Source organism: Rahnella sikkimica, assembly GCF_002951615.1.
GTDB lineage: Bacteria > Pseudomonadota > Gammaproteobacteria > Enterobacterales > Enterobacteriaceae > Rahnella > Rahnella sikkimica.
This window is the reverse complement of record NZ_CP019063.1, coordinates 470,822-484,853: the sequence shown is the minus strand read 5'-3', so window position 1 is coordinate 484,853 and position 14,032 is coordinate 470,822. Positions and strand designations below refer to the sequence as shown.

Here is a 14,032-nt window from a genome sequence, read left to right as displayed (position 1 = left end):
AACTGGCTGATGTTACCGGAAGGCAGAATATCAGGATTACATGCTCTTGTAATCCTTGCTGGGATTCCAGGATTCTATAGTCAACGCAGAATAGCAAAGCCGAGTAGTATCATTATCTCGTGATTCCAGGATTTTTTATGAGATATCAGGATTATAAGATTCTCCGATGAGATTACGAGATTATGTAATCATATAATATAAATCAATAGCTTATGTTAACAATTTGAGCCGGTACATAATGATTTCAGGATTCCTGAATCACTGTAAAGGATTCTGAGATTACATGATTATGAAGCGAAATCTCAGGATGTTAGGATTTTATAAGGCGTGTTGGGATTCGGGGATTCTAAAATCTTTTGGATGGAGTGTACAATATTCTAAGATTACAGAATCTTCATCTCAGGATTATGAAATCATAAAATCACGGGATTCAGTCAGCGTTTTACGAAGGTTAATGATACGAATAGTAACGGAATTCTGAGATTTCAGAATCATGCAAGATGATGTGTTTCAGGATGTTGAGATGCGAGGATTCTGGGATTTATCTTATGATGACAAGATGACAAGATGACAAGATGACAAGATGACAAGATTTTATGATGTAGAGATAGCCAAATCCCAAGATTATAAAATCTCGGGATTTTGGGATTGAAAGATTCAGGGATTTGAAGGGCCAGAATTAATGAGTCACAACATCGAGGGCGCGCAGATGTTCCGGCAGCCAGGAAAGCAGAACTTCTGATCCGGCTTTCCATTCCGGATTCAAGTGCGCGGCTGAAAGCTTAACCATAAAATTATCCTGACCGGCAACTTCAGTCATCATACGGACATGGTCGCCCAAATAGATGAATTGTTTAATCCGCGCTTTGACCTGTTCCATCCCCGGCTGAGGATTGTTGATACTGATCCGTTCAGGGCGGATTGAGAGCAAAATTTTCTTACCGGGTGAACTCGGACGAATTTTTACCGCACGCAGGATAGTGCCATCATCCAGCGACGCACGATAAAAATCACCTTCGGCCGCCATGTTGGTGGCCAGCAGGCTGTTATTTTCTCCGATGAACTGCGCGACAAACGCATTATCCGGTTTTTCGTAAATCACACTCGGGCTGTCCATCTGCTGGATTACGCCATCGTTAAACACCGCCACGCGGTCAGACATGGTCATCGCTTCGCTCTGATCGTGTGTCACGTACACAATGGTCAGATCCAGCATCTGGTGCAATTGCTTAATTTCCATTTGCATATGTTCGCGCAACTGTTTGTCCAGCGCACCAAGTGGTTCATCCATCAGTACCAGTTTCGGTTCGAATACCAGCGCACGGGCGAGGGCGACACGTTGCTGTTGGCCGCCGGACATTTGTGCCGGATAGCGATCTGCCAGTGGTTTCAGTTTGACCATGTCCAGAATGCGATCAACTTTCTCCTTGATGTCTGTCTTGTTCAGACGGCGGATTGTCAGCGGAAACGCCAGATTTTCAGCCACCGTCATGTGCGGGAATAAGGCGTAATTCTGGAAAACCATCCCGATATCACGCTGATGCGGAGGCAAATTATGCAAAGGTTTATCGCGCAGCAGAATTTCGCCCTGAGTCGGTGTTTCAAACCCTGCAAGCATCATCAGGCTGGTTGTCTTGCCGGAACCTGACGGGCCAAGCAGCGTTAAAAACTCACCCTCATGGACATCAAGATTGAGGTTTTTAACGACCAGTTTATCGCCGTCATAGCTCTTCTTGATATTTTTGAAGCTGACATACGTTCTCATAACAGGCACTCCGCGAAGAAAAATACTGAAAAGTGGATGACGCAACCCGGCACAAATCATGCATAAAACATCCTCAGAAGGACTGTTTGTGTGGCGTTATTAAAATCTTTACCACCCGCCCGAAACGGTAACAAGCATTTTTCAGCAAAAAACCACAAAAAATGAGCCTGAGAGAATTCTCGCAGGCTTATGAATTTTATTGCTATTTTTTAATTAAACCGAGTTATTGCTAGCAATGCAAAAAAGGAATTACGCAGGATCAGGCAAGTCGCTTGTTTCCGATGCGGTAAACTTCGCCAGTTCATCCGTTGCACTACAAGATTGCAGCCTGCGCCGCAGACAATCCACGATATGCCCGAACGCAGGCACAATTTCTTCCTCAGAAACGCCGCCATAGCCGAGCAAAAGCCCGCGCCGCGGAGCAGGACGCAGGTAATACGCGGAAAGTGGACGGGTCAGAACGTGCTTTTGTTCCAGCTCTGCGCTGAGAGCCACGTCATCAATCGAATCCGGTAGCGACAAAATCAGATGCAGCCCGGCATTGCTGTTTTCAATTAAAAACTCCGGCCCGAGTTCCTGCTCAATCAACCGCGTCAGGGCGTTACGCCGCTTGCCATAAATCAGCCGCATCCGGCGGATATGGGCCGCGTAATGGCCTTCTCGGATAAATTCAGCCAGCGTAAGTTGCGTTAATCCGTTACCCGCCCGGTACAACTCGGAGTGCGCAATCTTGAGGCGCGAAGCGAGAGGCCGCGGTAAAACGACGTAACTGATGCGCATCGCCGGGTACAGCGTTTTGCTGAACGTCCCGATGTAAATCACCGGCGCATCGCTGCTCAGGCCCTGCAACGCAGGGATCGGGCTGCCGGAATAGCGGAATTCGCTGTCGTAATCATCTTCCACCACCCAACTGCCTTGCTGGCTGGCCATCGCGAGAATTTTCTGTCTGCGCGCCAGACTCATCACCGCACCCAGCGGATAGTGATGTGACGGTGTCACGCATATCAGTTTGGGCGCACGACTTTCAGGCGGATTTTCAGGTGGATCCATACCGTTTTCATCCACCGGTATGGGCTGAATATCCACACCGTTGATGGACAACACATTGCGAATGCCCCAGTAGCTGGGTTCTTCAATCCACGCGACATCGCCCGGATCGCAGAGCATTTTCGCCAGTAAATCCAGCGCCTGATGCGTACCGGCGGTGATGAGGATCTGGTCGGCGGTGCAGTCTACCGAGCGCGCAATCCGCAGATAATCGGCCAGCGCGTGCTGAAGTTCAGGGCAACCGCCGTGGCGCGAATAGGTGAGATATTCCGGATGCAGGCGGCGGCTCAGGCGGTTTTGCAGCTTGCGCCAGATGTCATGCGGGAACTTTGTCACATCCGGCACGCCCGGCATGAACGCGCCCCACTGGTGCGACGCCACGCCGGTGCGCGTCAGCAAATTCGAACCGCGTTTGGAAAGTGAAACGTGGCTGCGGAGCGGGGCACAGCGCGTGGTGGTTTTGTCCGCAATCACGCCGTCCTCCGGTAAATCGGATGTGACGAAGGTTCCACTTCCGGTACGTGTCTGAATGTAGCCCTCGGCCTGCAATTGTTCGTAGGCCGCCAGCACCGTATTACGTGAAATAGCCAGTTCTTTGGCGAGATCGCGGGACGCGGGCAAACGGCTGCCGGGGCTGATGCTGCCGTCAAAGATAGCCTGTTGTAATGCCTGATAAACGCGCTTATTGAGCGTGCCCGCTGAAGATTCAGAAAGCCCGGTGAGACGCTGAAAAATGAGGTCAGAAAGCAATGAGCGCAAAAGTGGATCCTCAAAATAATTAGAACTGGTTCTGGATTATAGAACCGCTGACAGGATAAAAAACAAGAACGGATTGCTATTTCGACAAATTGTTCACCTTGCAACCGGCAATCTCCAAAACATAACCTTCAGGCAGGAGCAAAAGATGAGTCACAGCGAACTGGAAAAACGCCGTAAAGAAGCGACACCGCGTGGTGTCGGCGTCATGTGTGATTTCTATGCAGCGAAGGCGGAAAACGCAACGTTGTGGGATGAGCAGGGCCGTGAATATATCGATTTCACCGCCGGGATTGCCGTGCTCAATACCGGCCACCGCCATCCGAAAATTGTCGAAGCAATCCGCAAACAGCTCGACCTGTTCACGCACACCGCCTACCAGATTGTGCCTTATGCAAGCTTTGTTACGCTGGCCGAACGCATCAACGAAATCGCGCCGGTATCAGGAAAAGCCAAAACCACCTTCTTCAGTACCGGTGCCGAAGCGGTAGAAAACGCGGTGAAAATTGCCCGCGCTGCCACCGGTCGTCCCGGCATTATCACGTTCTCCGGCGCATTCCACGGCCGCACCTTACTGACCATGGCACTGACCGGCAAAGTCGTGCCGTACAAAGTGGGCTTCGGGCCTTTCCCTGCGTCGGTATTCCACGGCCAGTATCCGAATACGCAACACGGCGTCAGCACCGAAATGGCGCTGGAGAGCCTCGAACGTATATTCCGCAGTGATATCAGCCCGCAGCAGGTTGCCGCCATTCTTTACGAACCGATCCAGGGCGAGGGTGGTTTTAACATTGCGCCGGAAGATTTTGTGAAAGGTCTGCGCGACCTCTGTGACCGCCACGGCATCGTGCTGATTGCGGATGAAGTGCAGAGCGGTTTTGCACGTACCGGTAAAATGTTCGCGTCTGATTACTACCCGAATGCCCGACCGGATTTAGTCACCATGGCGAAAAGTCTGGGCGGCGGGATCCCGATTTCCGGCGTGACCGGCCGCGCTGAACTGATGGACGCGCCGGAACCGGGCGGTCTGGGCGGGACATATGCCGGTAATCCGCTGGCTGTCGCATCGGCGCTGGCCGTTCTGGACATTATCAAAGAAGAAAAACTGTGCGAGCGTGCCAACCGTCTGGGGGCAGAACTGGTTGAAACGCTGGAAAAAGCCAAAGCGACATGTCCGGCGCTGGTCGATGTGCGTGCGCGCGGTTCCATGGTCGCGGCAGAATTCAACGACCCGGCGACAGGAAAACCTTCCGCTGAACTAACCAAACAGTATCTGCGTAAAGCGCTGGATGCCGGATTACTGATGCTGAGCTGCGGCGTCCACGGCAACGTGATCCGCTTCCTGTATCCGCTGACCATTCCGGATGCGCAGTTCAAAGACGCGCTGGCCATTTTATCCCGCGTGCTGGCTGACTGAGGAACATTATGCAACTCAAACATACAGAACTTTTTCGCCAGCACTGCCTGATCAACGGCGAATGGGCTGACAGCGAAAATGGCGAACGCGAAGACGTCATCAACCCGGCAATGGGCGCGGTGATCGGCAGCGTTCCGCAAATTACTCCGGCGCAAGCGGCGCTGGTGATTACTTACGCAGAACAGGCGCAGGTCGGCTGGCGTGAGAAAACCGGTAAACAACGTGCTGCGGTGATGCAGAAATGGGCGCAGCTGATGCTGGAACATGCAGATGATCTGGCCGCATTGCTCACCGCCGAACAGGGCAAACCGCTGGCGGAGGCAAAAGGCGAAATCGTCTACGCCGCGTCTTTTATTGAATGGTTTGCCGAAGAGGCGAAGCGCGTGGAAGGCAGCGTGCTGGCACCGGTTCAGGCGTCGCAACGCATGCTGGTTCTGAAACAACCGATTGGCGTATGCGCGGCGATCACCCCCTGGAATTTCCCGGCGGCGATGATCACCCGTAAAGCCGCACCGGCGCTGGCGGCGGGTTGTGCGATGATCGTGAAACCCGCAGAACAAACGCCGCTCAGCGCTTTAGCGCTGGGGCAACTGGCGGTGGAAGCGGGCATTCCGGCGGGCGTCTTGCAGGTGATCACTGGTTCTGCGCAGGATGTCGGCAAAGTGCTGTGCGCAAGCCCGGTGGTCCGCAAACTAAGTTTCACCGGTTCGACTGAAGTCGGGCGCATCCTGATGGCGCAAAGCGCGCCGACGGTAAAAAAACTGTCACTGGAACTGGGCGGTAACGCGCCGTTTATCGTATTCGATGACGCCAACCTTGAGCGCGCCGTGGCCGGTATTATGGCCTCGAAATTCCGTAACAGCGGGCAAACCTGCGTCTGTGCTAACCGGATTTATGTCCAGCAGGGGATTTATCCGGCGCTGGTCAAACGGCTGGTCGAAGAAGTGGAAAAGCTGAAAGTGGGCGAGGGGTCGCAAACCGGCGTCACACAAGGGCCGCTGATCGACGACGCCGCAGTCAGTAAAGTGCGCGAGCACCTCGACGATGCGCTGTCGCACGGCGCAACGATACTCACGGGGGGTCAGCCGCACGCGCTGGGCGGCACGTTCTTCCAGCCGACGGTGGTGGGCGGTGTGACATCTGCGATGAAATTTGCGCGCGAAGAAACCTTCGGGCCGGTTGCGCCGGTTTTCAGTTTTGCCGATGAAGCGCAGGTTGTGGCGATGGCGAACGATACCGAATTCGGGCTGGCGGCTTATCTCTTCACGCGTGACGCCGCACGCCAGTGGCGGGTTCCGGAAGCCCTGGAGTACGGCATGGTGGGCATCAATACCGGCCTGATTTCTAACGAAGTCGCGCCGTTCGGCGGCATTAAACAGTCCGGTCTGGGGAGGGAGGGGTCCCGCCACGGTATGGACGACTATCTGGAAATGAAATATCTGTGCATTGAGCTGGGTGAGTAATCCTGACGCACAACGTCCCGATAGGGTGCAGAAATGCACGTCAGCTGTGCAAGGTCAGACAATAAAAAGAAACTGATTGGTCATGAGGCACAAAAAAATCACATAACGCCTCTGCAAAACCTGTCCGCCCGCCATTTCCGGCGCGGCGGACGGACTCAACAGGAATGGCATGGTTTATGCTTCATTATAAAATATGATGCATCATATTTTTAACAATGCCGTTACCTTAGCGCTTTCCTTACTTTTTTAGTTAACCCAGGAGTCACAGCATGTTTAAAAAGATTGCCCTTACCACTCTTCTCGCCGGGTTGGTGTTTCAGGCTCAGGCTGAATCCCTGACAGTGATCTCTTTCGGCGGTCTGAATAAAGACGCTCAGGACAAAGCGTTTTACAAACCTTTCGCCGCAGCCGGTAAAGGCACCATCGAGCCGGGCGAATACAACGGCGAAATGGCGCGTATCCGCGCGATGGTAGAAACCAAACAGGTCGGCTGGGACGTGGTGGAAGTCGAAAGCCCGGAACTGATCCGCGGTTGTGACGAAGGGCTGTTTGAACCGCTGGACTGGAGCAAACTGGGCGACAAAACGCAGTACGTGCCGGGTGCGGTAACCGAATGTGGTGCGGGCATTTTCCTGTGGTCAACCGTGCTGACGTATGACGCCAGCAAACTGAAAAAAGCGCCGACCAGCTGGGCTGATTTCTGGGATATGAAAGATTTTCCGGGCAAACGCGCCCTGCGCAAAAGCGCCAAATTCACGCTGGAAATCGCCTTACTGGCTGATGGCGTGAAGCGTGAAGACATCTATAAAGTGCTCGCCACGCCAGCCGGTGTGGAACGTGCCTTCAAAAAACTCGATCAAATCAAACCGAACATCCAGTGGTGGGAATCCGGCGCGCAACCGCTTCAGTGGCTGGTGTCCGGCGACGTCGTGATGACTTCCGCCTACAACGGCCGCGTGAGCGCCGCGCAGGGTGAAGGGCATGACTTCAAAATGGTCTGGGACAACAGCCTGTATGACCTCGACAGCTGGGCCATCGTAAAAGGGTCTAAACACAAAGATCTGGCTGAACAGTTCATCGCTTTCGCCAACAAACCTGAAAACCAGAAAGTCTTCGCTGAAACCATCCCCTACGGTCCGACTGAAAAATCAGTCACCGGCATGATTGACCCTAAATATGCGCAGAACCTGCCAACCGCCGAGAAAAACCTGGCAGGCGCTTTGCAGGTCGATACTCAGTTCTGGATTGAACATGGCGAAGACTTAGAACAGCGCTTCAACGCCTGGGCTGCTAAGTAAATACCCGTCATCCTTCGGTCTGACCCGGCGTTGGCTTCGCTCACGAACCCCGGTCACAGTCATTTGTATGTGACCGGGGATTCGCCTCGCTCGCCGTCTTGATTCAGCCCGAATGATTTTGTGCTTTGAGTTGGGTAATACCAGAGAACCCGCAGCGGGAGAAAATTATGAGCCAGACCGAAATGCTGACGACACCGGTGCCGGACGACGCCGCTTCAGGGCCGACGTTGCGTCAGCGCCTGCGTAAAGTTGAAGCGGCGTATACGCGACGTTCTTTGCTGCTGATTGCACCACTTTTGTTGTTTGTGATTGTCAGCTTCCTGTTCCCGATTGCATCCATTTTGGGCAAGAGCGTGATCAACCCGGAGCTGGGCGAAACGATGCCAGCAACCGTGGCGCAGCTTGCGCATTGGGAAGGCAAAACCGTGCCGGATGAAGCGACGTTTTCCGCGCTGGTGACGGATCTGCGCAACGCCCGCAACAGCGGCCAGATGGCGACCATCGCCAAACGTCTGAGCTATGAGGATAACCGCTACCGGAGCCTGATCACCGGCACATTACGCCATGTGCCCGAAGGCACCGCGCCGGTCAAAGAGGCGCTGATCCAGAATATGCCTCTGTGGGGCGAAATGAGCACCTGGCAGACGTTGCAGCGCGCGGCGAAACCGCTGACTTCCTATTATCAGCTGGCCGCGTTTGACCGCAAAGTTGACGTCGATACCGGCAAAATTACGGCGCTGCCGCCGGACCAGGCGCTGTACGTTAACGTTCTGCTTCGCACCTTGTGGATGGCGCTGGTCGTCACCCTGTGCTGCGTCGCGCTCGGTTATCCGCTGGCGTACTGGCTGGCGAAACAACCGGCCGGTCGCGCCAACTTACTGATGATTCTGGTGTTGCTGCCGTTCTGGACATCGCTGATTGTCCGCACCGCCAGCTGGATTGTTTTGCTGCAATCCGGCGGGCTGATCAACCGCGCGCTGCTTTCCACCGGCATCATCGATCACCCGCTGGTGATGGTGTTTAACCGCCTCGGCGTTTACATCTCGATGACGCACATCATGCTGCCGTTTATCGTCCTTCCTTTATATGCGGTGATGAAAAGCATTTCGCCAAACTATGTTCGCGCGGCGATTTCACTCGGCGCGCATCCTTTCTCCGCGTTCTGGCGGGTGTACGTGCCGCAGACCTATGCCGGTGTTACAGCGGGTGCGCTGCTGGTGTTCATGATGGCGATTGGTTACTACATTACGCCCGCACTGCTCGGCGGGCCGGGCGATCAGATGGTCAGCTATTTTGTGGCGTTCTTCACCAATACCACGATGAACTGGGGAATGGCCGCGGCGCTTGGGAGCCAGTTACTGGTGATTGTGGTACTGCTTTATATCGTTTATATCCGCGTGACGCGCACTAAAGCGGAAATTGCCGCGCACTAAAAGGGCCTGAATATGAACCATGTGATGAAACAAAAAGGGGCGCTGATTTTGCGGTTGTGGCGCGGGTGTTTCAACTTCTACAGCGCGGCAATCTTGCTGTTTCTGATTGTGCCGGTGCTGATTATCGTGCCGCTGTCGTTTAATTCCGGCTCGTTTCTGAGTTATCCGCTGACCGGTTTTTCGCTGCGCTGGTATCACACATTCTTCCATTCGGATGAATGGCTGAGTTCGCTGGGGAACAGCCTGCTGATTGCGCCGCTGGCGACGATCCTGGCCACCGTTTTGGGCGTTCTGGCCTCTGTCGGATTAGTGCGCGGTGAGTTTCGTGGCAAATCGCTGGTGATGGCAATTCTGATTTCGCCAATGATCGCGCCGGTGGTGATCATCGCCGTCGGGATGTTCTTCTTCTTTGCCCGCGTTTCCCTGCTCAACAGTTATCTCGGGCTGGTGCTGGCGCACGCGCTGCTCGGCGTGCCTTTTGTGGTGATTACGGTGACGGCAATTCTCAAGAACTACGACCGCAATTTATCGCGCGCCGCCGCCAGTCTGGGCGCTTCGCCGTGGCGCGTATTTCGCAAAGTGACGCTGCCACTGATTGCGCCCGGCGTATTTTCCGGTGCGCTGTTTGCGTTTGCGGCCTCGTTTGATGAAGTGGTGGTGACATTATTCCTCGCCAGCCCGCGTCAGCGCACGTTGCCGATCCAGATGTTCGCCGGTATCCGCGAAAACCTTGACCCGACGATTGCCGCTGCGGCGTCGCTGATGGTCGGCGCATCGCTGATTTTACTGCTGGTGATGGAACTGCTGCGTCGCCGTGGCGAGCGTCTGCGTCATTCTCCGGCGGCACAATAAACATAAATGCATCAGAGGACTTTACAGGTCCTCTTTTTTTGATTATTCCTGATGCATCAAATATCAAAATGACAAGGACCTTCACCATGACAGAGAAGAAAACGTTATTGCTGACCGGGGCAAGCCGCGGTATCGGCCACGCAACGGTTAAACATTTCTACGCTGCCGGATGGCGGATTTTCACCGCATCGCGCCAGAACTGGGTGGATGAATGCCCGTGGGCAGAAGGGTTTCTCAACCATATTCATCTGGATCTGGAAGATATCGACAGCGTGCAGAAAGCGCTGCCGATGATCAAAGAACGCCTCGGCGGGCGGCTGGATGCGCTGGTCGATAACGCCGGAATTTCCCCAAAAACGCCGACGGGCGGGCGCATGGGCGTGCTCGGCAGCGATTACGCCACCTGGTTACAGGTGTTCAACGTCAACCTCTTCTCGACGGCGATTCTGGCGACGGGATTATTTGATGAACTTAAGGCCGCGCAGGGCAGCATCATCAACGTTACGTCGATTGCGGGCAGCAAAGTGCATCCGTTTGCGGGCGTGGCGTATGCCTGCTCCAAAGCCGCACTTTCCACGCTGACCCGCGAAATGGCGCATGAGTTTGGCCCGCACGGCGTGCGCGTTAATGCGATTGCGCCGGGGGAAATCGATACCGCCATTCTGTCGCCGGGCACGCAGGAAATCGTCGAGCGCAGCGTGCCGTTACAGCGTCTGGGCAAGGCCGAAGAAGTGGCGTCGCTGATTTATTTCCTCTGCACGTCGGGCGCGTCCTATGTGAACGGCGCGGAGATCCACGTTAACGGCGGTCAGCATGTCTGAAGCGCCGTCACTGCTGACAACCGAAGTGCCGTGCGTCAGCCCGTCGCAGGCCGAAAATATTGCCGCGCAGGTCTACGGGCTGGAAGGTTCCGCGCAGGTGTTGGGCGGAGAGCGCGACAGCAATTTTTGTCTGACCACGCTTTCAGGCCGCGCTTACATGCTGCGGTTTGTGAATCCGGCAGAAGTGCCGGAAGAGGTCGATTTTCAGACCGCCATTCTCAGTCATCTTGCCCGGCGCGACAGCCAGCTGCCGGTGCCGCGTTTACAGGCAAGTCGCAGCGGTGAACTGACGCCGCAGGTCAGCGTCGGCGGGCAAAACCTGACTTTACGCGCCGTCAGTTATCTTCCGGGCACCGCGCAATTTCAGGTACCGCGATCTCAGACGCTGATGCGCGAACTCGGCGACACGCTGGCGCGTCTGGACATTGCGCTCAGCGATTTTGAACATCCCGGCGCGAAACGTGATTTGCTGTGGGATATCAGCGATATGTCGCGCCTCGAAGGCTGGATCCCGCATCTGACTGACCCAGAGCAGCGCCACACCATCAGCCGTGTGCTGGATATCCACCAGCAAAAAGTGGTGCCCGCCAGCCGCTTTTTGCGCAAGCAGGTGATCCACAACGATCTGAACGCGCACAACGTGCTGGTTAAGAGCGCAGACCCGCAGCGTCTGGCGGGGATTATCGATTTTGGCGATGCGCTGCGTGCGCCGCTGATCAACGAACTGGCGACGGCACTGGCGTATCAGCTCGACAGCCAAGGCGAAAATCTCTTCCAGTATTGCCGCCCGATGATTGCGGCATACACCGCCCGTCAGCCGCTGAGTGAGGCGGAACAACATGTTTTGCCTGAACTGGTGGCCTCGCGGCTGGCGCTGAGCCTGCTGATTGCCCAGCACCGTGCCGTGCTGTATCCGCAAAATCGCGACTATATTTTGCGTAATCAGGCACACGCGTGGGGCAGCTTATCGCGTCTGATGGCGCTGTCGTTTTCGCAGACTGGCGAGATTTTCAGTCAGTCTTGTGCGTCTGAATTGCCGTAAAGGGAGCAAAAATGCTGACTCAGCAACAGGTTCTGGAAGGCCGCCAGCAGTGGCTGGGCGGCGGTTATCGTCTGTTTTATCAGGAACCGCTGCACGTCGTGCGCGGCGAAGGCGTCTGGCTGTACGACCACGAAGGGCGGCGCTATCTGGATGCTTATAACAACGTGGCGTCAGTGGGGCATTGCCATCCGGCCGTTGTCGAAGCGATTGCCGCGCAGGCGTCGCTGCTCAACACGCACACGCGGTATCTTAATGACGCCATTGTTGAGTTCGCCGAAGATTTTCTGACGGAGTTTCCGCCGGAACTGCGCAATCTCACCATGACCTGCACCGGCAGCGAAGCTAACGATCTGGCGCTGCGCGTGGCGCGGCAAATCACCGGCGGGCAGGGCGTTCTCGTAACGCGCTGGGCGTATCATGGCGTCACCAGCGCGCTGGCCGAACTTTCGCCTTCGCTCGGCGACGGTTTTGAGCAGGGCAAAAATGTCTGGCTTATTGATGCGCCGGACACTTTCCGCCGTCAGGGCGCTTTCGCCGCTGGCGTGGAACGGGCGCTGGAAGAAATGAAACAGGCGGGGGTAAAACCGGCGGCGCTGCTGGTGGATACTATTTTCTCCAGTGACGGCGTTTTCAGCCCGGAACCGGCAGAAATGCAGCGCGCGGTGGCGCAGGTTCGTGCGGCTGGCGGGTTATTTATCGCCGATGAAGTGCAGCCCGGTTTTGGCCGCACCGGCAGCCAGCGCTGGGGCTTTGCCCGTTACGGCGTGAGGCCGGATCTGGTGAGTCTGGGCAAACCGATGGGCAACGGCCATCCGGTCGCCGGACTGGTCGGCAGGCCGGAACTGTTCGCGGAATTTGGCCGCCGTCAGCGTTATTTCAACACCTTCGGCGGCAATCCGGTTTCGTGCCGCGCGGCGCATGCGGTTTTGCAGGTTTTACGCCGTGAAGAATTGCAGCAAAACGCGCAACGGACGGGGGAAATTCTGCGGGAAGGGCTGCTGAAACTGGCGGCGCGTTATCCGGTGATCGGTGATGTGCGCGGTGATGGTTTGTTTATCGGCGTGGAACTGGTGAGCGATCAGCGCAACACGCCCGCGCCTGAGCTGGCGGCGTTTGTCGTTAACCAGATGCGGCACAAACAGATCCTGATCAGCGCCACCGGCCCGGCGGCAAACGTCCTGAAAATCCGCCCGCCGATGGTCTTCCAGCCCGAACACGCCACGCTGTTACTGGAAACACTGGCGGGCGTACTGGCGGATATGCCCGCTTAAGACTCACCCCTCGCGGCTGGCGGCCAGGAACTCAACCATCTTCTGGCTGCCGTCGAGAATGTCTTCCTGAATGGCTTTTCGGGCGGTGGCGCTGTCGCGTTTGCGCAGGGCGCGCAGGATTTCTTCGTGATGTTCTATCGCCATCCGCTCGGAAAAATGCGCGTACGCCTGAGCAATCAGCGGACCGGTGCGCATCCACAAACTGTCGATGAAATTACTCAGCAGCGGCATCCGCGCGCTTTCGGCCAGCATCAGATGAAATTCACTGTTGAGGCGCAGCGCTTCCGGCAAATCTTCACTGCTGATGGCTTTGCGGTTGTTTTCAATATTTTGTGCGATGCGCTGTAACTCATATTCCGTGACCGTCTGCGCCGCTTTCTCTGCCCCGAGACCTTCGAGATCTAAACGCAACGTGCGGATTTCCTGATACTGCTGCTCATCAAGCTGCGGCACACGAATATCTTTCGGTGTGCGCATTTCCAGCGCCTGCTCTTTTGCCAGCTGCAAAATCGCATCACGCACCGGCGTTACGCTGGTGCCGACCTGTTCCGCCAGTTCGCGGATCCGCAGGCGGTCATTGGGTTTCAGGCGGCCTGTAATCAGGGCTTCGCGCAAAGTGGCGTAGACGCTGCTGCCCAGATAGGCGTGGTTAATTGAGCTGATGGGATAATTCAAAGTTCACCGTAGCAATAGAGTGCGCGCACCCGGATTAAGGAGGAATTTGTGGAAGGCGATTATACAACATGATGCATCAAATGTGATGGGCAGAAAGCACTTCTCCCCCGAAAGGAGAGGCCACCGGCAGTTCGTTCGAGTGTCGGGGAGAATGCGAGATCCGCGCCTACGTGTAGGGCGGCGTGAGTGAAA

Annotated in this window: 11 protein-coding genes; 8 read left to right on the top strand and 3 right to left on the bottom strand. The window is 55.5% G+C overall.

Annotated elements, in window-relative coordinates; translation table 11 throughout:
* Window positions 1-679: 679 nt before the first annotated feature.
* Together BV494_RS23580 and pdxR are read right to left on the bottom strand one after the other, a co-directional pair.
* Window positions 680-1,765 (bottom strand): ABC transporter ATP-binding protein, encoded by a 1,086-nt coding sequence (locus tag BV494_RS23580; RefSeq protein WP_104925210.1) that lies wholly within the window; start codon window positions 1,763-1,765, stop codon window positions 680-682.
* 249 nt (window positions 1,766-2,014) lie between these two features.
* Window positions 2,015-3,571 carry a MocR-like pyridoxine biosynthesis transcription factor PdxR gene (gene pdxR / locus BV494_RS23575; RefSeq protein WP_226790111.1) on the bottom strand — a complete coding sequence of 519 codons (1,557 nt, stop codon included), beginning with the start codon at window positions 3,569-3,571 and terminating at the stop codon, window positions 2,015-2,017.
* A 145-nt stretch (window positions 3,572-3,716) separates the two neighbouring features.
* Between pdxR and BV494_RS23570 the strand changes: the two genes are divergently transcribed.
* From BV494_RS23570 to BV494_RS23535, 8 genes are all read left to right on the top strand, one after another.
* A complete protein-coding gene (locus BV494_RS23570) occupies window positions 3,717-4,985 on the top strand; it encodes a 4-aminobutyrate--2-oxoglutarate transaminase (RefSeq protein ID WP_104925209.1) in 1,269 nt (422 codons plus the stop codon).
* Between the two features lie 8 nt (window positions 4,986-4,993).
* Window positions 4,994-6,448: an NAD-dependent succinate-semialdehyde dehydrogenase gene (locus tag BV494_RS23565; RefSeq protein WP_104925208.1), complete on the top strand. Its 1,455-nt coding sequence runs from the start codon at window positions 4,994-4,996 to the stop codon at window positions 6,446-6,448.
* A gap of 269 nt (window positions 6,449-6,717) precedes the next feature.
* On the top strand, window positions 6,718-7,746 hold the full coding sequence (locus BV494_RS23560) for an ABC transporter substrate-binding protein (RefSeq protein ID WP_104925207.1): 1,029 nt from the start codon (window positions 6,718-6,720) through the stop codon (window positions 7,744-7,746).
* Window positions 7,747-7,913: 167 nt separating this feature from the next.
* Window positions 7,914-9,179 (top strand): ABC transporter permease, encoded by a 1,266-nt coding sequence (locus BV494_RS23555; protein WP_104925206.1) that lies wholly within the window; start codon window positions 7,914-7,916, stop codon window positions 9,177-9,179.
* Between the two features lie 12 nt (window positions 9,180-9,191).
* Complete coding sequence (locus BV494_RS23550) at window positions 9,192-10,031, top strand: ABC transporter permease (protein ID WP_439958397.1); 840 nt, start codon at window positions 9,192-9,194, stop codon at window positions 10,029-10,031.
* Window positions 10,032-10,117: 86 nt separating this feature from the next.
* On the top strand, window positions 10,118-10,852 hold the full coding sequence (locus BV494_RS23545) for an SDR family NAD(P)-dependent oxidoreductase (protein ID WP_104925205.1): 735 nt from the start codon (window positions 10,118-10,120) through the stop codon (window positions 10,850-10,852).
* Complete coding sequence (locus BV494_RS23540; RefSeq protein WP_104925204.1) at window positions 10,845-11,894, top strand: phosphotransferase; 1,050 nt, start codon at window positions 10,845-10,847, stop codon at window positions 11,892-11,894. Before BV494_RS23545 ends, BV494_RS23540 begins: the two co-directional genes overlap by 8 nt.
* An 11-nt stretch (window positions 11,895-11,905) precedes the next feature.
* Window positions 11,906-13,165 (top strand): aspartate aminotransferase family protein, encoded by a 1,260-nt coding sequence (locus tag BV494_RS23535; RefSeq protein WP_104925203.1) that lies wholly within the window; start codon window positions 11,906-11,908, stop codon window positions 13,163-13,165.
* Window positions 13,166-13,168: 3 nt separating this feature from the next.
* On the opposite strand, the gene BV494_RS23530 is transcribed toward BV494_RS23535, so the two are convergent.
* The gene (locus tag BV494_RS23530; protein WP_104925202.1) at window positions 13,169-13,840 is read right to left on the bottom strand and encodes a GntR family transcriptional regulator; all 672 of its coding nucleotides are present in this window, start codon (window positions 13,838-13,840) and stop codon (window positions 13,169-13,171) included.
* Window positions 13,841-14,032 lie beyond the last annotated feature (192 nt).

Excerpts from the sequence above, each read along its gene's own strand:
- BV494_RS23545 (WP_104925205.1), top strand. The coding sequence starts at position 10,118 with ATGACAGAGAAGAAAACGTTATTGCTGACCGGGGCAAGCCGCGGTATC.
- BV494_RS23580 (WP_104925210.1), bottom strand. The coding sequence starts at position 1,765 with ATGAGAACGTATGTCAGCTTCAAAAATATCAAGAAGAGCTATGACGGC.
- BV494_RS23565 (WP_104925208.1), top strand. The coding sequence starts at position 4,994 with ATGCAACTCAAACATACAGAACTTTTTCGCCAGCACTGCCTGATCAAC.
- BV494_RS23560 (WP_104925207.1), top strand. The coding sequence starts at position 6,718 with ATGTTTAAAAAGATTGCCCTTACCACTCTTCTCGCCGGGTTGGTGTTT.
- BV494_RS23540 (WP_104925204.1), top strand. The coding sequence starts at position 10,845 with ATGTCTGAAGCGCCGTCACTGCTGACAACCGAAGTGCCGTGCGTCAGC.
- BV494_RS23535 (WP_104925203.1), top strand. The coding sequence starts at position 11,906 with ATGCTGACTCAGCAACAGGTTCTGGAAGGCCGCCAGCAGTGGCTGGGC.
- BV494_RS23550 (WP_439958397.1), top strand. The coding sequence starts at position 9,192 with ATGAACCATGTGATGAAACAAAAAGGGGCGCTGATTTTGCGGTTGTGG.
- BV494_RS23555 (WP_104925206.1), top strand. The coding sequence starts at position 7,914 with ATGAGCCAGACCGAAATGCTGACGACACCGGTGCCGGACGACGCCGCT.
- BV494_RS23570 (WP_104925209.1), top strand. The coding sequence starts at position 3,717 with ATGAGTCACAGCGAACTGGAAAAACGCCGTAAAGAAGCGACACCGCGT.